This window comes from Mesorhizobium sp. A623, assembly GCF_054489405.1.
Map to the genome: position 1 here is coordinate 36,603 of NZ_JBTMXB010000002.1, position 22,837 is coordinate 59,439.

Below are 22,837 nucleotides of genomic sequence, written 5' to 3' on the forward strand. Positions count from 1 at the left end.
TGGTCGAAGCCCACGGTCCGGGTGGATCATTATATTGGTCCAGTTAGGTGCTAAATCGAGCTTTCGACAGGTTGCTCATTCGACACGGCATTTTTGAAAGCCTGCGCGTGGGTATCAAAACAAGGGGGATTTTTGCGTGTCCGACGATCTCGAGAACTGGAAACCCCGCCCACGGCCCGAACGCAAGATCATGAATGGCCGTTTCGTGCGGCTTGAGCCGTTGGATGCGGGCAAGCATGGCGACGGCCTGTTCGCGGCATCGACGGTGCCGGATGCCGACGGCCGATTTACCTGGCTGTTCGAAAATCCCCCCGAAAGCCGCGCCGCGTTCGATGCCTGGATCGAGAAAGCGCAAGCCAGCGAAGACCCCCTGCAGTTTGCGGTGATCGACAAGGCCAGCGGCAAGGTCGCCGGGCGGCAGACGCTGATGCGGATCGAGCCGAACCATGGCGTCATCGAGATCGGCAGCATCTATTGGGGGCCGCTGATTTCGCGCAAGCCGGCAGCCACGGAGGCGCAGTATCTGTTCGCTCGCTATGTGTTCGATGAATTGGGCTACCGCCGCTACGAATGGAAGTGCCACAACGATAACGCGCCATCCAAGCGTGCGGCAGAACGGTTCGGTTTCAAGTTCGAGGGCATCTTCCGCCAGCACATGGTGGCCAAGGGTGGAAATCGCGATACGGCTTGGTATGCGATCATCGACAAGGAATGGCCGGCGCTCAAAAAGGCCTATGAAAACTGGCTTGACCCTAGCAACTTCGACAGCGAAGGCGTACAGAAAAAGCGCCTCGAAGATTTCTCTAAGTAATTGAGGCGTAAGGTTATTTCATCACAGGGAAGGTATGTGATGACACACGCCCACGATGACGGGCCGCATGGCCACAGCCATGGCGGCGGCGCGCATGTCCATGCGGGCACGGACAAGAAACGCGTGCTGATCGTGGCCTGCCTGACCGGCGGGTTCATGGTCGCCGAGGCGATTGGCGGTTGGCTCACCGGTTCTCTGGCGCTGCTGGCCGATGCCGGCCACATGCTCACCGATTCGGTGGCGCTGGCGCTCGCATGGTATGCGTTTCATCTGGGCGACAAGCCGGCCACCGGCCGCCACACCTATGGCTTCGGCCGGGTCAAGACGCTGGTTGCCTACACCAATGGCCTTGCCATTTTCGTGGTGGCGCTGTGGATCTGCTACGAGGCGTGGAGACGGTTCGAGGCGCCATCGCCTGTGTTGGGTGGGCCGATGCTGATCGTTGCCGGGCTCGGCCTGCTGGTCAATATTGCCGGGTTCCTGGTGCTGCATGGCGGCGACCGCGAAAGCCTCAACATGCGCGGCGCCATATTGCATGTGCTGGGCGATCTGCTGGGATCGGTTGCGGCGATCGCGGCGGCCATCGTCATCCTGCTTACCGGCTGGATGCCGATCGACCCGATCCTGTCGGTGCTGGTGGCGGTGTTGATCCTGTTCAGCGCCTGGCGGTTGATGCGCGAAGCGGCACACGTGCTTCTGGAGGGGACACCTTCCAGCCTTGACCGCGATGGGATTGCCGCCGATCTGGTGAAGAATATTCCCGGCCTGCGCGAAGTCCACCATATGCATGTCTGGTCGCTCGACGGCACAAGCAATATGGCGACGCTGCATGCCTGTCTCGTCGAGGGCGTCGATCCTTATGAAACAGTGCTTGCCGTCAAGCAGCGGTTGAGCGCAAAGCACGGCATCGACCACGCAACCGTCGAGCCTGAATTCGGCCGGTGCGCCGATGGTCCGGACCATCATCATGACCACGCGGATGACGATCACGATCATGCGCACAATACGCCGCGGCCCCGGCACTATCATTAACGGGCCGCGTTGAGTAAGACCCGTGCAGTCTGCCTCACTTCAATTTCCGGACCGGGGTTAAGAAAATGGATCGCGACAACAGGAATGCGGCAATCGCCGCTGCTGTGATCTTGGTGCTGTTCTTCTCCTTTGCCTATTACCTGCCGGTCATCATGCTGGCAGCCGGCAAGGTATCGGGAATATTGGCGGGCGTCGTCGTGGCCGTCTTCATGCTGGTGCTGTTCGTGGTTTTCTGGTTGCGTGGCCGCAGCCAGCGCCGCAAGGGCAACTGATCTGGTTGAGCCGCTCTCAGGCGCTTAGAGCGGCGGAAAGAAGCAAAAGCCCGAACAGGAAGACGAAGGCCGCGCCGCCGATCTCGACGAGCGCATGGATGCGATTGCCGAGGCGTCCGTCTCCGGCGAAGTAGACGGCCCAGTTCTTGGCGGTCACCGCGATGGTGGCCAGCGCCGAGACGGTGATGGCGGTGCCGAGCGCCATGGCGAGCACCGACAGGATACCGCCCACCCACAGGCCGTTAAGCAGCGCGAAGGAAAGCACGATCAGCGCGCCGGAGCAGGGGCGAATGCCGACGGCGACGACCGCGGTCCAGGCCGTGCGCCAGTCGAAACGGTCGCCGGACAGCAGTGCTGGATCGGGTGCGTGTCTGTGGCCGCAGGTCTCGCAAACCTCGATTCCCTGGCTGGGAAGCTCTTCGCGGTTATGCGCGGGGTAGCGCAGGCGACTGTGTGTTTGCGTGCAATAGGAGCCGTCGGCATGGATATGGCCCGCCGCCGACGCATGGGCAGCCGAAAGGCTGCGGGCAGCGCGTGCGCCGAACAGCCGGAGCAGCGAAGGCCCGGCTTTCTTCCACAACAACCATGCGCCGAAACCGGTTACAAAGACGTAGCTCGAAATTTCAAGAAAGCGGGCGGCATCGGTCATCGACACCGATGTGCCGCGCAGAACGAAATAGGCGAGCAGCATGACCACGATCGCGGTTATCGCCTGCAGCAGCGCCGAAACGAACGACAGGAGGATGCCGCGCCGCAGCGCTACCTCGTTCGCCACCATGTACGAGGAAATGACCGCCTTGCCGTGGCCGGGGCCGGCGGCGTGGAAGATGCCATAGGCAAAGGACAGGCCAATGAGCAGCCAGAGCTTGCTCTCATCCTGGCGCATGGCCTTCATGGCGTTGGCCAGCGCCCGGTAAAACGCCTGTTGCTGCTGGTTGATCCACAGCAACTGGTGCGCGAACAGGCCGGTGCCGGCCGGCATTGCGTCGTTGGTGCCGATGCCGAGCGAACTCTGGGCCTGCGCGAGGCCGGTGAAATGCGACGCAACGAAAGCCGCGGCCAGCAAGCACAAGATCATGCGAAGGTTGGCTTTAGTCACCTTGTCTATCCGCTCGCCCGGCAGTTCAGTTCCAGCTTGGTCGCGAAAATCTTGCTCATGTCGGTGCCGGTCGGATCGTTGAAGAAGGCATCGGTCAGCGTCTTCTGGTTCTCGGCAATCGCGGTGTCCGGGTCTGGCCGGATAACGGTTTTCGTGCAATTCGCGGGCATCTCGTCGACGGCCATGTTGGCGTCCTCTGGAAAGTCGATGGCGGTATAGAAGGTCGGATCATAGACGCCGAAATCGATCTTGCCGGCCAGCTTGATCGGGGTGTCGGGCTCGGATTCGAACAGGACGATAAGCTGGTTATTGTCGAAATTGGCCATCAGATGCGAAGGCGGCTTCATCTTCACGTCCTTGCCGTCAACCGTGACGAGTTGGAAGTACTTGTATTCCGCCAGCGAGGCGAAGATCGTGTCCGACACTTCCTTCAGTTCGGTATCGTCCAGCTTCAAGTCGGAATTCTTGTCGAATTCCATCAGCACCGTGCTCGAAAACAGATCGTCGAAGCGCCAGACGTGGCGTAGCGCCGTCACGCTTTGGCGATCCGCGCTCAGCACGACGTCCAGCCGGGCTTCGGCAAAGACGTGCGGGTGCGCGTCGGCCGTCCCAGCGGCAGCCAGCAGCGATGCCGCAGCGGCGGCCAGCGTGAAAATTCGTCTTTTGAGCGGCATGGCCCATCGCAGATTCGTCGGCGGTCAAGAAAGCCGAGAGTTATCACAAAGGGGGCGAAATTCGGACCGGCCGCACCCTAATCCGTCACCACGACCGAAAGCGTTTACCGGGGTTCCGCATTTTTGAACCATTGCGCCAGGAAATCGACGAAAACGCGCACTTTCGCCGGCAGGTAGCGTCGATGCGGGTAAACGGCAAAGATGCCGGCCCCGGAAAGAATGCGGCCGTCCAAGGCGGCAACCAGACGACCGCTTTCAATTTCGGGCGCGGCGATAAAATCGGGCAATATGCAAAATCCGAGGCCCGCGACCGCTGCCGCCCGCGCGGTCATGGGGCTGTTGACCACAATCGGCCCCGACACCGCAACGCTTACCGGGTCGCCGCTGTCGCCCTTGAACTGCCAGTTGGAAAGCCCGCGACCGTTGGTGTCGACGATGCAGGGAATGCGCGCAAGATCCTGCGGCCGCTCGGGCATGCCATGCTTGGCGATAAAATCCGGCGAGGCGCACAGCCGCACCGAGAACGGGGCAAGCCGCCGCGCGATCAGCGAGGAATTCTCCAACCGCGAGATACGCACGGCCAGGTCGAAACCTTCTTCGACCAGATCGACGAATCGGTCGTCGAGGTGAATGTCGAGCACGATATCGGGGTGCTGCCGGGCGAAATCGATCAGCGACTGGCCGATCGGCGCGTCAGCAAAGGTGCGCGGTGCGGAAAGCTTGATGCGGCCGCGCACGTCGCCGGATGATTCGCGCACCGCATCCGACAGGCTGTCGACCTCGCGGATGATCTCCGATGCGCGCCGGTAATAGGTGTGCCCGGCTTCGGTCAGCGAGAACTGCCGCGTCGTGCGGTTGAGCAGCAGCGCGCCAAGATCGTCCTCCAGTTCGCGCACATATTTGGACAATAGCGCCTTGGAGCGGCCGATCTTGCGGGCCGCCGCCGAGAACCCCTCCGCCTCGACGACATCGATGAAGGCGCGCATGCGGGTCAGGGTGTCCATGGCGTGGGTCTTTCAGTCTGTTGGTCGCAACGAATCATCAAGAGCAGACCGCGGCTGGGGCCATTCCGCGAGAATCCATCAGGCGTGGGCAGGCTTATAGCCGAGCGCTTCACCAGTTGAAAGAACGGGCTGCGGCGGGCGCTTTCCAGGCCCCGAAACGGGTAGTCGAAATTAAATGCGAAAATCGAATTTAGTCATTGATTGGACATGATTCTCTGCCTATATCGCGCTTGCCCAAAGTCGCACGTGCCTGTGGGTGTCCGCCGATCCTCGAATGGCGAGAAAATCGGTAAGGTAACCGGAGCTAACCCCTCCGGTCGGTTTAGCGGCCAACCGCGAAATCGAGGACACCTTGAAGCAACGACGGTGCGGGCCTTTCTGGTTCTCTTCCGGCTGTCCAAAAGTCGGAATTACTGAAGAGGCACACCATCATTGCCGGCAGTGCGGAACGGGGTACTCCCAATCCAAGCCAAGGCAGACAAAGCGGGTTTCTGGCCGGGCAAGGCCATCGACCCATCGCCGCGAGATGGCGTTTCATGGTTCCGGTGTCTCCACCGGCTGGTTCCATGCATTTCTATCTCGCCTTTGTTTGACGAGCGCGATCGCGAGGCCGAGGCCCGTGTTCCGCACCCTTGCGCGCGCTTGAACGAGCGCGTCTGGAGAGAGCTATGGCAACCCAGCGCATTCTTGATTTCCTTGCAGTCCGACGACCGGAAGGTCCTTGCCTCGTGGTCGATCTTGAAGTCGTCGCGGACAATTTCCGCGCCTTCGAAAAGGCCATGCCCGATTCGAAAATCTACTACGCGATCAAGGCGAACCCGGCGCCCGAGATCCTGCGCCTGCTGGCGCAGATGGGGTCGTCCTTCGACGCCGCTTCCTTCGCCGAGGTCGAGATGGCGATGAATGCGGGCGCTACGGCCAACCGCATTTCCTTCGGGAACACGATCAAGAAAGAGCGCGACATCATGCGCGCCTATGAGCTTGGTATCCGCATGTTCGCCGTGGATTGCGTCGAGGAAGTGGAAAAGATCGCCCGCGTTGCGCCGGGCGCCCGCGTATTCTGCCGCGTGCTGACCGACGGCGAGGGCGCCGAGTGGCCACTGTCGCGCAAGTTCGGCTGCGTGCCGGCCATGGCGGTCGATGTGCTTCGCCGAGCCAAAACGCTTGGCCTGGACGCCTATGGCGTGTCGTTCCATGTCGGCTCGCAGCAGATCGACCTCAACGCCTGGGATCGGGCGCTGGGCGACGCGCGGCAGGTATTCGCCAGGTTGGCCGAAGAGGGCATCGTGTTGAAGATGGTCAATATGGGCGGCGGTTTTCCGACGCGCTATCTGCGCGACGTGCCGGCGGCGCAGGCCTATGGCCACGCCATTTTCGAAGCGCTGCGCAAGCATTTCGGCAATGCCATTCCCGAAACCATTATCGAGCCGGGTCGCGGCATGGTCGGCAATGCCGGTGTCATCAAGTCCGAAGTCGTACTGATTTCCAAGAAGGCCGACAACGACAATGTGCGCTGGGTTTTCCTCGACATCGGCAAGTTCGGCGGGTTGGCCGAGACGATGGACGAGGCGATCCGCTACCCGCTCGTCACGCGCCACGACGGCAGCGAGACCGCGCCTTGCGTGCTGGCTGGCCCGACCTGCGATTCGGCCGACGTCATGTATGAAAAGACGCCGTACCCGTTGCCGCTGTCGCTGACCATCGGCGACGAGGTGTTGATCGAGGGCACCGGCGCCTACACGACAACCTATTCGGCTGTCGCCTTCAACGGCTTTGAACCGCTCCGATCCTACGTGATCTGACGGCTCATCGAGCCGTCAGATCGATCCGCCGCCGGCGTTGATGTCGGCGACGGATTCGCTTGTGGAAAATCCGCTCGTGAAGGATCGCGAAAATGGAAATGTCCGTCGAAATCCTGGATGGCTCGCCTCTTTTTGAGGTTGGGGCGGAAGCCGCCGCCAACGGTGCGGCGCGCGAAGCGTTGCTTGACCGCGCCATGGGACTGGCGCGTCGCCGCAAATCATCGGAAAAGCTGCGCCGTGGCCGCCGGCCCGCCGAGGGCCTTGCTTTTGTTGCGCGCAACCCTGCTGGAACCGTTGTCGGCACCGTCCGTCTTTGGGATGTATCGCGCTGGGTGAGGGCGGTGCTGCGGCGCTGTTGCTTGGGCCGCTTGCGGTCGATCCCACATGCAAGAATGCCGGTATCGGCTCGGCGCTGATGCGCTATGCCGTGGCGGAAGCCGCGCGGCTTGGCCATTCGGCGATCCTGCTTGTCGGCGATGCGTCTTATTACGCCCGCTTCGGCTTTTCGGCCACAAGCACCGGAGCGCTTTCCATGCCCGGCCCGTACGAACGGCACCGCTTCCTGGCGCTGGAATTGACGCCGGGGGCGCTGGATGACGCAAAGGGTACGCTGAAGCCTGCGGGCCGCAAGCTGAATGCGGCAGGCAGGCGCGAAATACTGGCGGCCTGACCGGGGTAGAGCCTCGGGCCTGGCCGGGTCAGCCGATCAACTGGCTGAGGGCCATGGCGACGGTCATGTCGCCTTCGACCTTTATCTTGCCGGTCATGAACGCCATGGTCGGGTTGAGGTCGCCTGCGATCAGCGATTCCAGATCGTCCAGCGACAGCTTGATGGTGCAATCGGCCGCGCCGTCCGTGGTCGAAATGGTGGCGCCGTCGATGACGATCACGCCGTCGCTGCCCGTATCGAACTTCACGGAGCGGTCGAAACCGCCGCTTTCCACTCGCGCCCTGATCTGTTCGGCAATGTCGTGAATGCTCATCGTGGCTTCTCCTGTCATCGGCTGGCAGGCGCGCTGCCCGTATAGCCGCCTCGCCATGCACGAAGGCAGCATCACGCGCTATACCCTTTATCTTACGTTTACGTCAACTGGATGGGGGCGGCCGAGCCTATGCGTCCAATCGGGCGCACGGTGTCTACTGGCTCTCTTTCGGTTTTATCAGGGGAGCGGTGTTCTCGGCCCCCTTTTTTCGCCGGATGGAATTGTCGCGAATCTCGTCTTTTGTCAGGAAGTCGATCTGATCGACCAGGATTTCGTGCACCAGTTCCTCACCTACCCGCGCGTTGATCGAGGTGCGGATAGCCTCTCGAAAGGCATTGATGTCGAATTCCGTCTTCTTGGTGAAGTCGATCTGCGGGTTCATGTAAAGATAGGAATAGACCTCATCGGTAATCAGGGCCTCCGCTGGAACCGATAATTTCTTCACCTGCTCCGGCTCGACGGTATAGACGAGCTTGGTCAGCAGATAGCCTTCGATTGCCGAATTGCGCACCAGCGGCACGGAAATGACGTCGGTGTTGACGTAGTCCAGGCCGCCCAGCATCGGCTTGGGCGGTTTGTCCGCGCCGGCCTCGCCTGCCGCCTGAAACGAATAGAACACCGCCCCGACCGTGGCCACGCAGATCCAGATTGCCGCGGCGATGAATTTTATCATCGCGTGCTCACGGCCGCGCCCAGCCGAACTCGCTGGCGCAATAGGTGCCGTCCGCTTCGGCGCGCTGGATCGCGTTCTTCAAGAGGTTGGCGACTTCGGTAACGGCGTTGAGATGGGCGACAATCGCGGCTTCGTTGGCAGTCAGCTTTTCCTTCAGCCGGGTCAATCCGTCCCGGTGCTGTTCCATATGTTCGCCCTGGCTCATGCCTTTCATGGCGCGGTTCAACTCGTAGAGGCAGCGGCTCTTGCGGGCGTTCGACGCCTTCAGGTCGAAGCGGGGATCGGCGCGGATACCGGCGGTTTCCTCTTCGACGGCATCCTCGATGCGCCGGATGATGATGTCGAGATTCCCAGTGCGCACGAAAGGAACCGGCGCGTCCGTTGCCGTCGTCAGCGCGGGCAGGTTCGACGTGAATTCGGAATAGTCGGCCATGCCCTAGACCTTTCCTTTGACTTGCGCGGCTGTCTCGTCACCGGTCATGGAACGCGCCATCCGGCGTTCGACTTCCTGGACCAGCGAGGTAGACAAAGCGGCCTGGCGGTCGCTCTCGACCCGTTCCGGACCGCCCGAAACGGGGCCGATGGGAACCTTGCGCTTGCCATCGAGATAGTGGTCGGCGAGCATCGACCGGGCGATGCCGATGCCGCCGCGTTCGGCCATCACGTCGGCGATATGCTCGGCCATCTGCGACTTCCACATGTCGCCGGCGAGGCCCTTGCCGTAAACGCCTTCTGCGTCTTTCGGCAGCATGTTCTGGATGAATGTCTGCAGGACCATCGCCTCGAAGCGCTTGAATTTCGTCGCATCGCCGGAATCGGTCTGGGTCGCCGTCGTGCGCGAAAATGTCGTTGTACGCGAAAGCATTGGGGCGTCGTCGATCGTGAAGGCGGGCGAAGCGGCTCCGGCCCGCTTGGTCAGGGCCGCGCGCGCTGCCTCGATCTCGGTCGGGCCGACGGCGCGGGCAACGTCCAATACGATGTCGCTGGGTGGGGAGATTGCCAAAAGTTCCGGCCCTCGCGTGGTTTCCTGATCGTATCCTTGCAAAACAAGCTTGTGGCAGGCTTACGAAGGTTCGCTTTTGCGCTGCAATCCGATGAGGTCGAGCCTGTCGCGGTCGGCCAGTTCGCGCTCTTCGCTGCGGCTCACCTCTTTGTAGGCGCGCTCGACCATGTTGGTTCGCGCGGTCGCCGCGACGATGGCGCCGGCCTCCTGACGGGCGCTGTCGAGGTTTTGCTGCTGGCGCGCTGCGGCATTGGCGATGCGGCGATGATAGAGATCGGGAAACAGGCCGGAGAGCGAATCGGCGGCGTCGAAACGTTCGACCAACGCGCTCGCCTCGGCCTGGGCCTCGTGTGCCTGGGACAGGAATGTTGCGTGGCGCGTTTCGTGCAGGGCTTTCAATTTTTCCTGCACGAGGACCAGTTTTTTCAGTCGTTGCCTGCGGGTGGTCATGAATTATCGTGCCAAGGTCATGTCGATGAAATTGTCGGCGAACAGCGATAGCAGCGTACCGATCGCGAAATAGAAGATGATCATGCCACCGGCGATGACGAAGGGCAGCGAGATGAAATAGACCGGGATCTGCGGGGTCAGCTTGTTGACGAAGCCGATCGTCAGGTTGACCAGGATCGCATAGGCGACGAACGGGCTGCCGAGGCGCAGCACCAGGAAAAAGGAATCCGATAGCGTATCGGTGACATCGACCAGTGCCGTTTGCGGGTTGAAGAAAACGTTGACCGGGGCGACCGAGTAGGACGACACCAGCGCGCGGATCACCTCATGATGAAAGTCGAAGACAAACAGGAACAGAAGCGCCGACAGCGAGATGATTTCGGCCAGCGCCGCCTGCGGTTCCGGTTCCTCGATGGCGGGACCGCCCATGCTGGTCAGGCCGATCTGCATGGCGATGGCGGCGCCGATGAAGCGCAGCGCTTCCATGTAAAGCCTTGTCATCGCGCCGATCAGCCCGCCGACCAGAAGTTCGGAGGCGATCATCGGCAAAAGGACCGCCGGATGGGGATCGGCGAAGGGATAAATCTTGTCCCACAGAAAGCTCAGCAGCCCGAAGGTCACGGCGACCGATACGAACAGCCTGATCTGCAGCGGCACGCGCACGCTCGACGTTCCGGGCATCAGCATGAAACAGGCGCCGACCCGGCAGAAGGCAAGGAACGCCGCGATGATGACATCTTGCGAGAGAATGGGGAGGCCGGTCATGGCGCGCGGCCTGACGAGGTTGCTACCACCCCTGACCCCTGCCCCCAAGGGGGAGGAGGGTTCTGCAGCGCCCAGTCGCAAGCAAGCCGCCAACCTTTGCGGCAAGACGCCACAAGATTTCCCTCCCCCTTGTGGGTAGGGGTCGGGGGTAGGGGCAGGTCGGGCGAACCTTCGAGAATTTTCATGTGGCCTACGAGATGGTGCCCAGCACCCTGACCTCGACGCCCTTGGCGATTTCGACGTGGCTGAGCACGGGCAGCGTGGTGAACAGGCGTTCCACGATCATGCGCACATAGGGCCGCGCATCCGGGGCGGTAACGAGGACGAAGCGCTCTCCCGCCTCGAGAAATTTGCGGATCGCCTTGGTGGCGTCCTGACCGAATTCCTCGAGTTGGCGCGGGTCGATGTCGAATTCGCGCACCTCGCCCTTGGCGTCGCGCTTGAGGCTCTGGTGGAAGGCGAGGTCCCAGCGGTTACCGAGCCGCAGAACCTTGAGCACGCCGCCTTCGGAAAGGTCGCCGCAAATCTGCTGGGCCATGCGAACCCGCACATGCTCGACGATCTGCTCGGTGCGGCGCACATGCGGCGCGATTTCGGCGATGGCCTCGATGATGAGATGCAAATTGCGGATCGAGACGCGCTCGGCCAGCAGCAGTTTCAGCACCGCCTGCAGGCCCGGATAGGAGATGTGCGTGGTGCAAATCTCGTCGGCAAGCTTGCGGTATTCCGGGTCCTGCCGCTCGAGCAGCGCCTTCATGTCCTTGTAGGACAGGAGCTGCGGCAGGTTGTTGCGGATGACTTCCGACAGATGCGTAAGCAGCACCGACATGTTGTCCGCATAGGTATATTGCTCGCGCTTCAAATCTTCGGCGAAGGTCTCCATCACCGAGAAGGCGCGCATGCCGAATGCCGGCTCGCGCACCTCTTCGCCCGGAATGTCGGGAAGGTCGCGCGTGCCCAGCAGGACCATGATTTCGCCGACCCGCATCTGGTATTCGGCAACGACCGTGCCGTGCACCTTGATCTGATAGCTCTTCGGCGGGATGGCGAAATCGTCGGTCAGGCGAACCTCCGGCACGACGAAGCCGTATTGGGTGGCGAATTTCTTGCGCATCTTGGCCATGCGGAACGCCAGTTCCTGATGCGATGAGACCAGCTTGGTCGACAACTGCTTGCCGATCAGAAGCTCGATTTCGGCGGTGGCGAGCGACGCCTTGATGGAGTTCTTCTCCTCTTCGACCTTGTCGACGCTCTGCTGCTCCTTGACGGCGTCCGCCTCCGCGACGCGACGATTTTCACGCAGCGGAATGATGTAGCCGAGAGCGGCCATGGCCGCTGCCATGGCGAAGAACGGGAACATCGGCAGGCCGGGCATCAAGCCAAGCAGCGTCAACATCGACGCGGCGACGTAGAGGGCGCGCGGATGGGCGCCAAGCTGGCCGAAAACCGCCTGGTTGGTCGATCCGCGGGTGCCGCCCTTGGAAACGAGCAGGCCGGCGGCGAGCGAGACGATGAGCGCCGGGATCTGGGTGACGAGGCCGTCGCCGACGGAAAGCTTGATGAAGACATCGGCGGCTTCGCCCATGCCCATGTCGTGGCGGATATAGCCGATGGCGATGCCGCCGACGATGTTGATGGCGGTGATGATGAGGCCGGCGATGGCGTCGCCGCGCACGAATTTGGAGGCGCCGTCCATCGATCCGAAGAAGGAACTTTCCTCTTCCAGTTCGCGGCGGCGCAGTTGGGCGGTCTTGTCGTCGATCATGCCGGCCGACAGGTCCGCGTCGATCGACATCTGCTTGCCCGGAATGGCGTCCAGCGTGAAGCGTGCGCCGACCTCGGCGATACGCGTCGCGCCCTTGGTGATGACGATGAAGTTGACCACGACCAGGATCATGAAGACGATCAGGCCGATGACGAAGTCGCTCGACATGACCAGCTTGGAAAAGCCCGAAATGACATAGCCGGCGGCATGGGTGCCTTCATTGCCATGCGCCAGGATCATGCGTGTCGTGGCGATGTTGAGCGAAAGCCTCAGCATCGTGGCGATCAGCAGGATGGTCGGGAAAGACGAGAAGTCGAGCGGCCGCTGGATCCACAGGGCGACCATCAGGATCAGCACCGAAAGCGCGATGGAAAATGCGAGACCGATATCGATGAGGAAGGCCGGGATCGGCAGGAACAGCACCGCCAGGATGAAGACGATGCCGAGCGCAAAGAAGACGTCGCGGCCGTTCTTGGGCAGCGGAACCGCCGAGATGCTTTCGCTGATTGCCATCTGTGCTCCGGCCTAACCGTCTTGCCGGGCATCAGACAGAGGCCCGCTAGTTCGAAACTAGTCGTTCAAGCTTGCGCGAGGGTGGCAGGCAGCCCGCCGGAAACCGCCTCGCGTGCGGGGGAGACGGTTGTCAGGCGCTGGCGGCGGGCGTATCAGCGCGCAACTTTTGTTCGATCCTGAGCCGTATGTTGCCTTCAGCAAACCAATACGCCCTGCGTGCTCGTCGCCTTCGCGCCGTGTTCATCCGGTCCATTCCGATGCTGCAGGCGCGCGGCATAGCGGTCGTCGTGCTTGCTGCCGGCGTGGGCGTGGCGGCAGGCTTCATCGTCACGGCGATGAGCCAGTTGGTGCAAAGCCTGCACTGGCTGCTGTTCGGCCTGCAGCCGGGCGCACGCCTGTCGGCGATGTTTTCGTTGCAAAGCCCGATCCAGGCGCTGATGCCGGCGATGGGCGGTATCCTGCTCGGACTGACGTTCGTTTATCTTAAAAGGCGGAAATACCGCACGCCCGTCGACCCCATCGAGGCCAACGCGCTGTATGGCGGGCGCATGTCGCTTACCGACACCTGCATCATCGCCGTACAGACCATGATCTCCAGCGGCTTCGGTGCTTCGGTCGGGCTGGAGGCCGGCTATACGCAGGTTGGGTCGGGGCTGGCGTCGCGGCTGGCGCGCACCTTCAACCTGCGCCGCAACGACACGCGCATTCTGGTCGGCTGTGGTGCCGCCGGCGCCATCGCGGCCGCGTTCGATGCGCCGCTGACCGGTGCCTTCTACGGGTTCGAACTGATCATCGGCATCTACTCGGTCGGAAATGTCGCTCCGGTCATGGCGGCAGCGATCTGTGCGTCGCTTACTGCCGAAATGTTTGGCGGCGTACCGTTTCCGCTCGAGCTTTCGGGCCTGCCGGCGCTGACCGCCAGCCAGTATCTGCCGTTCCTAGTGCTGGGGCTGCTGGGCGGCGGCGTATCCATTGCCATCATGCGCCTGGTAAACCTGACCGAACGGGCCTTTGCGAGAATGAAGATCAGCGGATCGCTGCGGCCTTTCATCGGCGGCTGTGCGGTTGGCCTCCTGGGCCTGGTCACGCCGCAGGTCTTGTCCAGCGGTCACGGCGCGCTGCATCGCGAATTCGCCATGAATTACGGGCTTGCCGTGGTGACGAGCGTTTTCCTGCTCAAGCTCGCCGCATCATCGATCTCGCTCGGGTCCGGCTTTCGCGGCGGCCTGTTCTTCGCCTCGCTTTTTCTCGGCGCCCTGCTTGGCAAGATGTTTGCGGGCGTGATGGCCTTCGTGTCGCCGGCGACCGGCATCGATCCGTCCGTGGCAGCGGTCGTCGGCATGACATCGCTGGCGGTCGGGGTCGTCGGCGGGCCGTTGACGATGACGTTCCTGGCGCTGGAATCCACCCGCGACCTGACGCTGACCGGCGTGGTGCTGGCGGCCTCGATCATGTCGGCTATCCTGGTTCGCGAAACGTTCGGGTATTCCTTCTCCACCTGGCGCTTTCATCTGCGCGGCGAAACCATTCGCGGCGCCAACGATATCGGCTGGATGCGCAGCCTCACTGTCGAGAAAATGATGCGCAAGGACGTCAAGACCATAGACGGCTCGACGACGCTGGCTGCCTTTCGCACGGCGGTGCCGCTGGGTTCGGCGCAGCGCGTCATCGCCATCGACAGCGAGAAGCGCTATGCCGGCGTGCTGATCGTCGCCGAACTGCACAGCGACCTTTCAAATGCGGAAAGCCCGGTGCTGGCGCTGGCCAAGTTCAAGGACGCGGTTCTGGTTCCCACCATGAACGTGCAATCGGCGGCCGAAACCTTCGAGCGGGCCGGGGCCGAGGAACTGGCGGTGGTCAAGGACTTTACCGATCGCATCGTCGTCGGCCTGCTCACCGAAGGGCACCTGATGCGGCGCTATGCGGAGGAACTCGACAAGGCGCGGCGGGATCTTTCGGGCGAGAGCGACTGAACCGCTGCTTGCCGGCAGGAACACCCATATCAATGGCGGTTTCTTGGCTCGCTCGCCGCGCCAAGGCCGTGGTCGGCGCTTGTCGGGCGCTCGATCATGCGGCGCACGCGGGGCCGCTCATTGCCGCTGTGCAATGCGCGGATACGCTCGGTAATCGCTGAATCCGCATGCGTGGCCCGCGTATTGTGGCGGATATAATCGAGCCAGGTCGGCGTATGATAGCTTTCCATCCATAGTTCGGGATTGCCGAGGTCGCGCCCCAGCGTCCAGTTGCGAGCGCCGTCGCGGCGGCGGATGCGTCCACGTTCGGCCATCAGCGCGATGAACTCCGGCAGGTCTTCTTCCTTGATGACATATTCGATCATGATCGCGATGGGGCCGCTGCGCGGCTTGAGGTCGAGCGCAAGCATCGGCTCGGTCCAGCGGTTGAGCGGATCGAGGTTGAGCGCGGCATGCTCAGGCAAGGGCAAAAGCAGGCCGATGGCGCCGCCGGCCAGCATGGCGACGCCTGCGGCGATCAGCGAGACATCGACGCCATGTGCGTCGGCGACGACGCCCCAGATCCAGCTGCCGAGCGCGATGCCGCCGAAATTGGCGGTCTGGTAGATCGACAGCGCGCGGCCCACCACCCAGCGCGGCGTCGACATCTGAACGGTTACGTTGAAATGCGAAAGAGCGATCACCCAGCAGGCGCCGCCGACGAACAAGCCGATTGCCGTTTGCCACGCTTGATGGCTGAAGGCCGCGTTGACGGCGCAGAACGCGAAACCGGCAAAGGCCCAGCGCACCATCGTTTCGCTGGAAAGCAGCGCGCGCAGCCGAACGCTGGCGAGTGCGCCGCAGACGGCGCCGACGCCGAAAGCGCCGAGCAGGATGCCATAGGTCAGCGCATCGCCATGGATGAGGTCGCGCGCGATCAGCGGTAGCAGCGCAAGCACGGAGCCGGCGGTGAAGCCGAAGGCGAATGCCCGCACCAGCACCTTGCCGATGTTGGGCGACATGGCGACGTAGCGCAGGCCGGCGGCCATAGCGGCGCCGAATGCTTCGCGTGGCAGCGAAGCGTCCGGCAATTGCGGCTTCCAGCGAAACAGCACGACGATCAGGGCGATATAGCTGAAGGCATTCGCGGCAAAGGCGGCGGCGGCCCCGGCGGCGGCGACGATGATGCCGCCGATTGCCGGTCCGACGCTGCGTGTCAGATTGAAGCCCAGGGAATTGAGGGCCACGGCCGCCGGCACCTTGGCGCGCGGCACGATGTCGCCGACCGACGCCTGCCAGGACGGGCTGTTGAGGGCGGTGCCGGAATCGATCAGGAAGGTGAAGGCGAGCAACGACCAGGGCGTCAGTAGGCCATTATAGGCGAACACCGTCAGGACGACCGAAATGACGAGCATGAAGCACTGTGCGGTCAGCATGACCGTGCGCCGGTTGAAGCTGTCGGCGATGGCGCCGGCAACCAGCGAGAACAGCATGATGGGCAAGGTGGTGGAGGCCTGGACCAGCGCAACCTGATAGGGCGACGTGGCGATCGTGGTCATCAGCCATGCAGCGCCAACCCCCTGGATGAGGCCGCCGAAATTGGAGACGAGGCTGGCGCCCCAGACCGCGCGGAAGATGCCGTGCTGGAAGGGGGCCAATGCCGAGACACGTTCGCTTTCCGGCTCGTCGTCGATTACATGCGTGGTTCCGCTTTCGTGCGGCATTCGGCTTCCCCGGCAGGACTTTCAGGCGGCGCAAATCGCGTTGGCGTTAAAGCATCGGACCGAAAAGTGGCGACGGTTTTCGGATTATTCCGATGCTCAATCAAAATGTTAGAGCGTCCTTTGTGCGTCCAATCGGACGCACGGCGCTCTAATGTAACCTACGGTTTGCAAAGGTCGATTGCCTTTTGGAGAAAGACCGTCAGAATCCGGTCTGGACACGCTCGAAGATGACGTTGGTGAATGCCGAGATCTGGCTGCCGATGAACGGGCCGGTAAGCGCCACGACGAGCATGATGGCAACGATCTTCGGAACGAAGGTCAGCGTGATTTCCTGAATCTGGGTGAGCGCCTGGATGAGCGCTATGCCGACGCCCACGGCCATGGCGACCAGGACGACGGGAGCAGAGGCGGTCAGGACCGTCCACACCGCAAACTGGACGATGTCGAGCGCGTCGGCTTCGTTCATGCTTCAGGCGGCCGGCTTGATCGTTATGCCGGGGCCGACCGCGACCTCCGTGCCATCGCCAAGCACGGCGATCAGGCCGGAGCTTGCGAGGCGCACCTCCGCGACCGTGCCGGTGGTGGCGCCATCGGAGGAAGTGATGGAGCGGCCAATGATGCTGTCGGCCTGCGCCAATGCCGAGGTCTGGAGAATCTGATCGAGCTTGGCATTCGACTGCACCGTCTGCTCGACCTGGGAAAAGGTAGCGAGCTGGGCCACGTATTGGGTGGAATCCATCGGCTGTGTCGGATCCTGGTTCTTCATCTGGGCGATGAGGAGTTTCAGGAAGGAGTCGTAATCAACCGCCGTCTTGGATTTCTGGGCGGCCTGGCTGGTGCCCACGGGAAGTGTCGTCGTCATATCCACGTTCATATTCAGCGTGCTCCCACTGCCATCGGGCGACCGCTATTGTCGTCCCGAACCCTGTTGTCGTCCAGAACCGGATTTTCGCTGCCGGAAAGCAGGCTGTGTTCGATAGGATAGAGCGCGCGGATCGCCTTCAGCGCCTCATAGATCCTGTCTTCGCCGACCATTCGGTCGATGTTCTTGAGCGCGCTGCGTACCTGCTCGTCCTGGAAGGTCACCAGCAGAAGCGGCAGCGAGCGGCGAACCATTTCACGCGCGTCGACGGCCCCTTGCGGGTTCATCAGCATGACCTGCAAGATGAAGTAAAGCTGCTTGAGCGGCGTCGATGCATGTTCCGGCTGCAGCACATGGTTTTCCAGCAGGAACTGGACGTCGTTGAGGAGTTCGAGCGTCACCTTGCGGTCGACACGGATGACCGCGCCGTTGACATAGAGCTTTTCGTTCGGCTTCAGCGACAGTTTCAGCGTGTTTTTCATTGAATGCCGTCCCGGATGATCTGGGAGACTTCGATGATGCCTTCGAAATTGTCGGTGCGGCCCTGCCGGATGTCCTCGGCCTCGCGCAGCACCCACAGGCCGATGGAAATCAGGTTGGCGCGCAGTTCCTTGGGCAAGGCATTGTCGCTCGAGCCAAGATCCTCGACGAAATTCGTCCAGACGCGGTTGGTGAAGTGCAGGGCCTCGATGGCCTCCATCGACTGATGGCCCGCTGCCGCCGCCGCCGTCAGCAGGTCGATGGATCGGCTGAGGAGCTGCCGCTCACGATCCTTCGCGTCTGCCACCGAGTCGGTCTGAATATCGGCGTATGAGAATTGGTACATCGCGGGTTCCGTCGGGTCTGGATCACGGGGTGAGGAAGTTGAGCAGGCTAAGCTGCTGGATGCGCGCGGTGAGAGCGAACGATGTCTGGATATGCGACACCAGATCGTTGACGCGGTTGGCCGCTTCGTAGGGGTCGACGCCTTCCAGATCCAGGATATGGCGGTTGAAAAGGTCGATCTGGGTGCTCATGCGGGTGTTGGCGTCCGTCACCCGCTGCTGGACGATACCGGTCTGCGACCGCGTCTGGTCGAGATTGCTCAACGCCTCGCCGACGAGAGAGAGCGAACGGGTGACAAGCGCCCGCTTGGCGTCGTCGCTCACATTGCTTCCCATCAGCTGCGTGACCAGCGAAGCAGCCATGGCCAGCTTGCGCACACCGTCATTGTTGGCGCTGACCGAGGTTTGCGTCGTCTCGTTCAAGGCGATGCGGCTGACGATCGATTCGTCGGTGGCGGTCGACCAGTTTTGCCAGTCGGTGCCGAAAAATTGCGGCTGGATGTCGTTGTCGATGAAATCGTTCATGTCGGCGGCGCTGATGCCTGCCGCCGCCGGATCGTTCTGGCTGAAGCCGAAACGGGCGACGAAGGCGCTGTCGAATGCCGCTTGCGCCGGCGAGCCGGCCTCGGTGAAATCGCCCATCGGCTTGATGTCGGTATTGGTGCCGGCAAACAGGTATTCGCCGTTGATGCTGGTGTTCAGGATCGATGCCAGCGCCTGCAGCGTCGCCTTGCCGCTGTCGCGGGTGATGTTGTCGGTCAGGTCGCCGGAGGTGGCGCTGGCAAGGCTGGAAAGCAATGTCTGCGCCTTGTCGGCAAGCTGATCGAGCGCATCCTGCGTAGCCGTCAACCGTGCTGCGACAAGCCCGTTCGAATCGACGATTGCGTTCAGCCGGTCGAGGTCGCGGGCAAAGGTGACGGACTGCGCCGTGCGGCTGCCCAAGGCAAGGCCGACGTCGGCCACCTTGCCGGTGTCCATTTCCTTCTGTGCCTTGACGAGATCCACCTGCATGCGCATCTGCGAATAGCGCATCGCGTTGGAAATGCCCGAGGATGAGACGGAGGTGGCTTTCATGGCTTACCCCGCCGCCTGAAGCAGGGAGTCCAGCATCTGGTTCACCGTGCTGAGAATGCGAGCCGAAGCCTGATAGGTGTGTTCGAGGTCCAGCAGCATCGACATTTCCGTGTCGACATTGACGCCTGTGTCGTTGGACAGCGCCTCGGCGGAGCGGGTGGCCAGCGCTTCCTTGGCATCGGCAGCACTTGAGGCTTGCTGGCGCACGCCCTGGAACCAGCCGATGGCATTGGCCGAATAGGCGGTCACGCTGGAGTCGCTCGTCATGCCGGCTGCCGGGCTGAAAACCATCGGCTTGTCGAGCCGGTCGCCATAGGCGATCAGCAGGTCGGCATAGGCGGAGCCGCTGGTGTTGACGACATAGGCCGCGCCATTGGCGCCTCCGTCGCGCAGTTTTGCAGGATCGCCGCCGGCGGCAGGGTCCATCGCCGCGTTGATCCTGATCGAACCGGCCAGGCCGTTGACCAGCGTGCCGGCAGTCGGGACCGCAGGCCCGCCGGACCAGGTGAAAAGGCCGGCTAGATCGGGATTGCCCGGCGATGTTTCCGCAAAAGCCGTGACCAGCCCGCGCGCTATTTCGTCGAGCTGGCTCTGCATGGTGGCGGCGACGCCGTCGCGTAGCTGCACCATCCCGGCAAGCTTGCCCGAGGCGTCAGTATTGCCGCCCGTGCCGCCGGTAACGCGGACATTGTCGATATAGACGGCGCTTCCCGCCATGCCGGCCGCGTAGCCGGGCGAGGGCGAGAACGTGACCGAGCGCGGGATCGTCTCGAACAGCGTCGTGCCGTCGGTCGTGGTGATGACCATATCGTTGCCGCCGCGCGTGTAGGTCGAAACCGGCACGTATTCGGCGATCTTCTTCAGCAGCGCGTCGCGCTGGTCAAGCGCGTCGGATACGTCGGAGCCGGAGCGTGTTCCCGACACGATTGCCGTGTTGGCATCCTGAAACTGGCCGAGCAGCGAATTCAGGTCGTCCACGGCCGCAGCTATCTGGCCATCGGTCTGCGTGCGAAAATCCTGGATCGCGTTGGTGCCGTCGTTCAGCGAGCGCACCACTTGCCGGGCTGCATCGATGACGCTGGCGCCGAGATTCTGATTGGATGGCGAGGTCGAATAGAGCTGCAGCGCATTCTGGAGCGCGCCGATGGCGGTCGACGCCGACGAGGCGTTATCGACGCCGTTGACCGAAAGGTCCAGCCTGTCCATGCCGTTGTACAGCGCGCTCTGGCCAGCCCATGACGACAGCGCCGACAGGTTCTGGCGAAAAAGCAGTTCGTTGGTTGCGCGCTGGATATCGACATAGCGCGCGCCGGGCGCGGTGGAGATGACGGTCGCGGTACGTCGTGAATAGTCCGGGTTGGAGGCGTCCGACACATTGCGGGAGACAACGCTGGTCTGGCGCGACGTGTTTTGAAGTGCCGACTGGGCGATGTTCAATGCGGAGGACAGCGACATGCGGGTCTTTCAGAAGCCAGCGGCCTCTTTTTTATCTCTTCAGGTTGACGAGTACGTCCATGAGGTCCGAACCGGTCTGGAACACTTTCGAGTTGGCGGTGTAGCTGCGCTGTGCCGCGATCATGTCGGTCAATTCCTCGGCGATATCGACGTTGGAGTTTTCCAGCGCGCCGGAAACGATGGAGCCCTGCTTGCCTTCATTGGCAAACCCGATGCGAACGGCGCCGGAATCGGTGCCCTGCGAATAGACGTTGCCCGGCAGCACGGTGAGATTGTCCGGGCTCTGTACGTCCGCCAGCGGTATCTTGTAGAGCGCCTTGGTGGAACCGTCCTTGTACTGCGCGAAGATGGTGCCATCCTTGCTGATCTGGATCTTGTCGATGGTGCCGGGCGCGCTGCCGTTTACCGCCCCGTCGGACACGGTGAAGCCTGCACCGAGCTGGCTCATCTTGGAAAGATCGAGGGTGAACGATGCGCCGCCGGGGACAGGCACCGTAACACCGCCAGGCGGAGTTATCATCTTGCCGGTGGTGGCGTCGAAGGCAAGGTTTGCCGTGCCGAGCGCGCCGCCGGTATAGGGGAACGACGTGCCGGGGGTGGCCTGCGACTGGTCGAAGACCGTGACTTCCCACTGCCCCGCCGTGGGCGTCTTGGTGAAATACACGTCCAGCAACTTCTTGTTGCCGAGATTGTCATAGACGACCATCGACGATTTTGCCGAATACTCGCTGGTGGAAAGGTTAGCCGATGGCAGGTCGCCGGTGACCGGTGTGGCATTGGCTGCGAGGTTGCCGGTGTAATAGCCTTCGGTGCTGGGCGTCGCTGACATTTCCTTGTCGGAGATTATTACCGGCTCAAGGCCATCGAAGCCGTTGACGGTCGCGGCGGGGGTTCCGTTCTCATAATTGTAAGCCATGAGCTGGTAGCCGGCAGCGTTGACCAGTCTGCCTTCGCCATCTGGAACGAATGCGCCCGCGCGCGTCAGAAAGGGGGTGCCGCTTGGGCTCTGGACCACGAAGAAACCGCTGCCGTCAACGGCGAGATCCGAAACGGAGGTCGTGTACTGCATCACGCCCTGCGCGCTGATCGAATTCATGACCGTCGTGGAAACACCGCCGGAATTGTAGGCGCCGCCTGTCGTGGGCATGACCAGCGTGGAGAATTCGGTGGAGGCGCGCTTATAGCCGGTGGTGTCGGCGTTGGCGATGTTGTCGGCGGTGGTGGACAGGCGGTTGGCCTGCGCGTTCATGCCGGACACGCCGGTCCGCATCATTCCATATAGGCTCATTGAAGTGTTTCCCCGTATCCCGCATGGCAGGTGACAAGGTTAGCGCTTCTGTCTTGCGCGAGGCTGGCGCAATTGGCGGCCATCAGAAAACCAGCCGATAGCCGAGGAAGCGCTTGGAATCGATGGGGTCGCTCCCCAGCCGTTCGCGCAGCTTCTTGCGCAGCTTGCTGATGTGGCTTTCCACCACGTTTTCTTCGACATCCTCGTCGAAGATACCGTAGATCGCGTTGAAAACCTGCGTCTTGGTCACGCGCCGGCCGCGGTTGCCCGCCAGATATTCGAGGATGCGCCGCTCGCGCCGCGGCAAGGGAAGCGGCTGGCCGTCGATCTCGGGATCGCGCCCGTCCATGAAGATGCGCATCGCGCCGATTTCGGTGTAGGCCACGTCCTCGTGGGCGCGGCGGCGGATGGCGGTTATGCGCGCCAGGATTTCGCGGATGTGGACCGGCTTGCGAATGACGTCGTCGACGCCGGATTCAAACAGGCGAAGGGTGTTTTCAAGGGAGTGCTGTTCGCTGAGCGCGATGACCGGTGCACCTGTGCGGTTGCGCAGCTGGCGCGGCGAAATCGTGCTCTCGCGGCAATCGCCGATAAGGAAGGCCCGGACCGACTTGAGGTCGCCGTCCGCCGCGCCCGACACCCAGTCGTCGAAGTCGCCGGGCGCGAACCCGGCGCACGCTATCCCCTCGCGGTCGAATAGTGAGTTGTAGCCCTCGGTTACCAGCTCGCGTTCATCTACGACCACGATCATTGGCCCGTCCCCCGAATCAGTTCATCTGCCCCTGGGTCAAAGGGGTAGTCGCAGTCGGGAA

Annotated in this window: 24 protein-coding genes and 1 pseudogene; 6 read left to right on the top strand and 19 right to left on the bottom strand. The window is 62.3% G+C overall.

Annotated elements, in window-relative coordinates; genetic code table 11:
* The first annotated feature begins 190 nt into the window (after nt 1-190).
* The 3 genes from ACX3P1_RS02435 (at nt 191) to ACX3P1_RS02445 (ending at nt 2,115) form a co-directional block, all read left to right on the top strand.
* Entirely contained in the window at nt 191-811 is a 621-nt protein-coding gene (locus tag ACX3P1_RS02435) for a GNAT family N-acetyltransferase (protein WP_459078238.1), read from the top strand.
* Nucleotides 812-850: 39 nt separating this feature from the next.
* Nucleotides 851-1,843 (top strand): cation diffusion facilitator family transporter, encoded by a 993-nt coding sequence (locus tag ACX3P1_RS02440; RefSeq protein WP_459077951.1) that lies wholly within the window; start codon nt 851-853, stop codon nt 1,841-1,843.
* 65 nt (nt 1,844-1,908) lie between these two features.
* The gene (locus tag ACX3P1_RS02445; RefSeq protein WP_459077952.1) at nt 1,909-2,115 is read left to right on the top strand and encodes a hypothetical protein; all 207 of its coding nucleotides are present in this window, start codon (nt 1,909-1,911) and stop codon (nt 2,113-2,115) included.
* A gap of 16 nt (nt 2,116-2,131) precedes the next feature.
* Here the strand turns inward: ACX3P1_RS02445 and ACX3P1_RS02450 are convergent, their stop codons facing one another.
* The 3 genes from ACX3P1_RS02450 to ACX3P1_RS02460 all read right to left on the bottom strand — a co-directional run bounded on the left by ACX3P1_RS02450 (nt 2,132) and on the right by ACX3P1_RS02460 (nt 4,892).
* Nucleotides 2,132-3,193 (bottom strand): nickel/cobalt transporter, encoded by a 1,062-nt coding sequence (locus ACX3P1_RS02450; RefSeq protein ID WP_459078239.1) that lies wholly within the window; start codon nt 3,191-3,193, stop codon nt 2,132-2,134.
* 26 nt (nt 3,194-3,219) lie between these two features.
* Nucleotides 3,220-3,888, bottom strand: coding sequence for a DUF1007 family protein (locus ACX3P1_RS02455; protein WP_459077953.1), 669 nt, complete (start codon nt 3,886-3,888; stop codon nt 3,220-3,222).
* A gap of 104 nt (nt 3,889-3,992) precedes the next feature.
* Nucleotides 3,993-4,892, bottom strand: coding sequence for a LysR family transcriptional regulator (locus tag ACX3P1_RS02460; RefSeq protein ID WP_459077954.1), 900 nt, complete (start codon nt 4,890-4,892; stop codon nt 3,993-3,995).
* Nucleotides 4,893-5,560: 668 nt separating this feature from the next.
* Here ACX3P1_RS02460 and ACX3P1_RS02465 point away from each other — a divergent pair.
* Together ACX3P1_RS02465 and ACX3P1_RS02470 are read left to right on the top strand one after the other, a co-directional pair.
* Nucleotides 5,561-6,694, top strand: a complete 1,134-nt coding sequence (locus ACX3P1_RS02465; protein ID WP_459077955.1) for a type III PLP-dependent enzyme — start codon at nt 5,561-5,563, stop codon at nt 6,692-6,694.
* A 92-nt stretch (nt 6,695-6,786) separates the two neighbouring features.
* A pseudogene (locus ACX3P1_RS02470) lies at nt 6,787-7,364 on the top strand (GNAT family N-acetyltransferase).
* A gap of 28 nt (nt 7,365-7,392) precedes the next feature.
* Here the strand turns inward: ACX3P1_RS02470 and ACX3P1_RS02475 are convergent.
* From ACX3P1_RS02475 to flhA, 7 genes are all read right to left on the bottom strand, one after another.
* Nucleotides 7,393-7,677 (bottom strand): SCP2 sterol-binding domain-containing protein, encoded by a 285-nt coding sequence (locus tag ACX3P1_RS02475; RefSeq protein ID WP_459077956.1) that lies wholly within the window; start codon nt 7,675-7,677, stop codon nt 7,393-7,395.
* Between the two features lie 154 nt (nt 7,678-7,831).
* Nucleotides 7,832-8,350 (bottom strand): hypothetical protein, encoded by a 519-nt coding sequence (locus ACX3P1_RS02480; RefSeq protein ID WP_459077957.1) that lies wholly within the window; start codon nt 8,348-8,350, stop codon nt 7,832-7,834.
* A 7-nt stretch (nt 8,351-8,357) separates the two neighbouring features.
* Nucleotides 8,358-8,783 (bottom strand): hypothetical protein, encoded by a 426-nt coding sequence (locus ACX3P1_RS02485; RefSeq protein ID WP_459077958.1) that lies wholly within the window; start codon nt 8,781-8,783, stop codon nt 8,358-8,360.
* Between the two features lie 3 nt (nt 8,784-8,786).
* A complete protein-coding gene (locus ACX3P1_RS02490; protein ID WP_459077959.1) occupies nt 8,787-9,353 on the bottom strand; it encodes a rod-binding protein in 567 nt (188 codons plus the stop codon).
* Between the two features lie 60 nt (nt 9,354-9,413).
* Nucleotides 9,414-9,803: a hypothetical protein gene (locus ACX3P1_RS02495; RefSeq protein ID WP_459077960.1), complete on the bottom strand. Its 390-nt coding sequence runs from the start codon at nt 9,801-9,803 to the stop codon at nt 9,414-9,416.
* Between the two features lie 3 nt (nt 9,804-9,806).
* The gene (gene fliR, locus ACX3P1_RS02500) at nt 9,807-10,568 is read right to left on the bottom strand and encodes a flagellar biosynthetic protein FliR (protein ID WP_459077961.1); all 762 of its coding nucleotides are present in this window, start codon (nt 10,566-10,568) and stop codon (nt 9,807-9,809) included.
* 190 nt (nt 10,569-10,758) lie between these two features.
* A complete protein-coding gene (gene flhA / locus ACX3P1_RS02505; protein WP_459077962.1) occupies nt 10,759-12,846 on the bottom strand; it encodes a flagellar biosynthesis protein FlhA in 2,088 nt (695 codons plus the stop codon).
* Between the two features lie 185 nt (nt 12,847-13,031).
* Here flhA and ACX3P1_RS02510 point away from each other — a divergent pair, with 185 nt between their 5' ends.
* Nucleotides 13,032-14,819, top strand: a complete 1,788-nt coding sequence (locus ACX3P1_RS02510) for a chloride channel protein (protein ID WP_459077963.1) — start codon at nt 13,032-13,034, stop codon at nt 14,817-14,819.
* A gap of 29 nt (nt 14,820-14,848) precedes the next feature.
* Here the strand turns inward: ACX3P1_RS02510 and ACX3P1_RS02515 are convergent, their stop codons facing one another.
* From ACX3P1_RS02515 to ACX3P1_RS02555, 9 genes are all read right to left on the bottom strand, one after another.
* Nucleotides 14,849-16,522, bottom strand: a complete 1,674-nt coding sequence (locus ACX3P1_RS02515) for an MFS transporter (protein ID WP_459077964.1) — start codon at nt 16,520-16,522, stop codon at nt 14,849-14,851.
* Between the two features lie 199 nt (nt 16,523-16,721).
* Nucleotides 16,722-16,988: a flagellar biosynthesis protein FliQ gene (gene fliQ / locus ACX3P1_RS02520; protein WP_459077965.1), complete on the bottom strand. Its 267-nt coding sequence runs from the start codon at nt 16,986-16,988 to the stop codon at nt 16,722-16,724.
* A gap of 3 nt (nt 16,989-16,991) precedes the next feature.
* The gene (flgD, locus tag ACX3P1_RS02525; RefSeq protein WP_459077966.1) at nt 16,992-17,396 is read right to left on the bottom strand and encodes a flagellar hook assembly protein FlgD; all 405 of its coding nucleotides are present in this window, start codon (nt 17,394-17,396) and stop codon (nt 16,992-16,994) included.
* A gap of 2 nt (nt 17,397-17,398) precedes the next feature.
* Complete coding sequence (gene flbT, locus ACX3P1_RS02530) at nt 17,399-17,866, bottom strand: flagellar biosynthesis repressor FlbT (protein ID WP_459077967.1); 468 nt, start codon at nt 17,864-17,866, stop codon at nt 17,399-17,401.
* On the bottom strand, nt 17,863-18,210 hold the full coding sequence (gene flaF, locus ACX3P1_RS02535; protein WP_459077968.1) for a flagellar biosynthesis regulator FlaF: 348 nt from the start codon (nt 18,208-18,210) through the stop codon (nt 17,863-17,865). The genes flbT and flaF overlap by 4 nt, the downstream gene beginning before the upstream one ends.
* 22 nt (nt 18,211-18,232) lie before the next feature.
* Complete coding sequence (locus tag ACX3P1_RS02540; protein ID WP_459077969.1) at nt 18,233-19,282, bottom strand: flagellar hook-associated family protein; 1,050 nt, start codon at nt 19,280-19,282, stop codon at nt 18,233-18,235.
* 3 nt (nt 19,283-19,285) lie between these two features.
* Complete coding sequence (flgK, locus tag ACX3P1_RS02545; protein ID WP_459077970.1) at nt 19,286-20,737, bottom strand: flagellar hook-associated protein FlgK; 1,452 nt, start codon at nt 20,735-20,737, stop codon at nt 19,286-19,288.
* Nucleotides 20,738-20,768: 31 nt separating this feature from the next.
* On the bottom strand, nt 20,769-22,025 hold the full coding sequence (locus ACX3P1_RS02550; RefSeq protein ID WP_459077971.1) for a flagellar hook protein FlgE: 1,257 nt from the start codon (nt 22,023-22,025) through the stop codon (nt 20,769-20,771).
* 82 nt (nt 22,026-22,107) lie between these two features.
* Nucleotides 22,108-22,776 (bottom strand): response regulator transcription factor, encoded by a 669-nt coding sequence (locus ACX3P1_RS02555; protein ID WP_459077972.1) that lies wholly within the window; start codon nt 22,774-22,776, stop codon nt 22,108-22,110.
* Nucleotides 22,777-22,837 lie beyond the last annotated feature (61 nt).

What these genes read in the sequence shown, in the direction of transcription:
- ACX3P1_RS02435 (WP_459078238.1), top strand. Translation starts at nt 191, where the DNA reads ATGAATGGCCGTTTCGTGCGGCTTGAGCCGTTGGATGCGGGCAAGCAT.
- ACX3P1_RS02440 (WP_459077951.1), top strand. Translation starts at nt 851, where the DNA reads ATGACACACGCCCACGATGACGGGCCGCATGGCCACAGCCATGGCGGC.
- ACX3P1_RS02445 (WP_459077952.1), top strand. Translation starts at nt 1,909, where the DNA reads ATGGATCGCGACAACAGGAATGCGGCAATCGCCGCTGCTGTGATCTTG.
- ACX3P1_RS02450 (WP_459078239.1), bottom strand. Translation starts at nt 3,193, where the DNA reads ATGATCTTGTGCTTGCTGGCCGCGGCTTTCGTTGCGTCGCATTTCACC.
- ACX3P1_RS02455 (WP_459077953.1), bottom strand. Translation starts at nt 3,888, where the DNA reads ATGCCGCTCAAAAGACGAATTTTCACGCTGGCCGCCGCTGCGGCATCG.
- ACX3P1_RS02460 (WP_459077954.1), bottom strand. Translation starts at nt 4,892, where the DNA reads ATGGACACCCTGACCCGCATGCGCGCCTTCATCGATGTCGTCGAGGCG.
- ACX3P1_RS02465 (WP_459077955.1), top strand. Translation starts at nt 5,561, where the DNA reads ATGGCAACCCAGCGCATTCTTGATTTCCTTGCAGTCCGACGACCGGAA.
- ACX3P1_RS02475 (WP_459077956.1), bottom strand. Translation starts at nt 7,677, where the DNA reads ATGAGCATTCACGACATTGCCGAACAGATCAGGGCGCGAGTGGAAAGC.
- ACX3P1_RS02480 (WP_459077957.1), bottom strand. Translation starts at nt 8,350, where the DNA reads ATGATAAAATTCATCGCCGCGGCAATCTGGATCTGCGTGGCCACGGTC.
- ACX3P1_RS02485 (WP_459077958.1), bottom strand. Translation starts at nt 8,783, where the DNA reads ATGGCCGACTATTCCGAATTCACGTCGAACCTGCCCGCGCTGACGACG.
- ACX3P1_RS02495 (WP_459077960.1), bottom strand. Translation starts at nt 9,803, where the DNA reads ATGACCACCCGCAGGCAACGACTGAAAAAACTGGTCCTCGTGCAGGAA.
- fliR (WP_459077961.1), bottom strand. Translation starts at nt 10,568, where the DNA reads ATGACCGGCCTCCCCATTCTCTCGCAAGATGTCATCATCGCGGCGTTC.
- flhA (WP_459077962.1), bottom strand. Translation starts at nt 12,846, where the DNA reads ATGGCAATCAGCGAAAGCATCTCGGCGGTTCCGCTGCCCAAGAACGGC.
- ACX3P1_RS02510 (WP_459077963.1), top strand. Translation starts at nt 13,032, where the DNA reads ATGTTGCCTTCAGCAAACCAATACGCCCTGCGTGCTCGTCGCCTTCGC.
- ACX3P1_RS02515 (WP_459077964.1), bottom strand. Translation starts at nt 16,522, where the DNA reads ATGCCGCACGAAAGCGGAACCACGCATGTAATCGACGACGAGCCGGAA.
- fliQ (WP_459077965.1), bottom strand. Translation starts at nt 16,988, where the DNA reads ATGAACGAAGCCGACGCGCTCGACATCGTCCAGTTTGCGGTGTGGACG.
- flgD (WP_459077966.1), bottom strand. Translation starts at nt 17,396, where the DNA reads ATGAACGTGGATATGACGACGACACTTCCCGTGGGCACCAGCCAGGCC.
- flbT (WP_459077967.1), bottom strand. Translation starts at nt 17,866, where the DNA reads ATGAAAAACACGCTGAAACTGTCGCTGAAGCCGAACGAAAAGCTCTAT.
- flaF (WP_459077968.1), bottom strand. Translation starts at nt 18,210, where the DNA reads ATGTACCAATTCTCATACGCCGATATTCAGACCGACTCGGTGGCAGAC.
- ACX3P1_RS02540 (WP_459077969.1), bottom strand. Translation starts at nt 19,282, where the DNA reads ATGAAAGCCACCTCCGTCTCATCCTCGGGCATTTCCAACGCGATGCGC.
- flgK (WP_459077970.1), bottom strand. Translation starts at nt 20,737, where the DNA reads ATGTCGCTGTCCTCCGCATTGAACATCGCCCAGTCGGCACTTCAAAAC.
- ACX3P1_RS02550 (WP_459077971.1), bottom strand. Translation starts at nt 22,025, where the DNA reads ATGAGCCTATATGGAATGATGCGGACCGGCGTGTCCGGCATGAACGCG.
- ACX3P1_RS02555 (WP_459077972.1), bottom strand. Translation starts at nt 22,776, where the DNA reads ATGATCGTGGTCGTAGATGAACGCGAGCTGGTAACCGAGGGCTACAAC.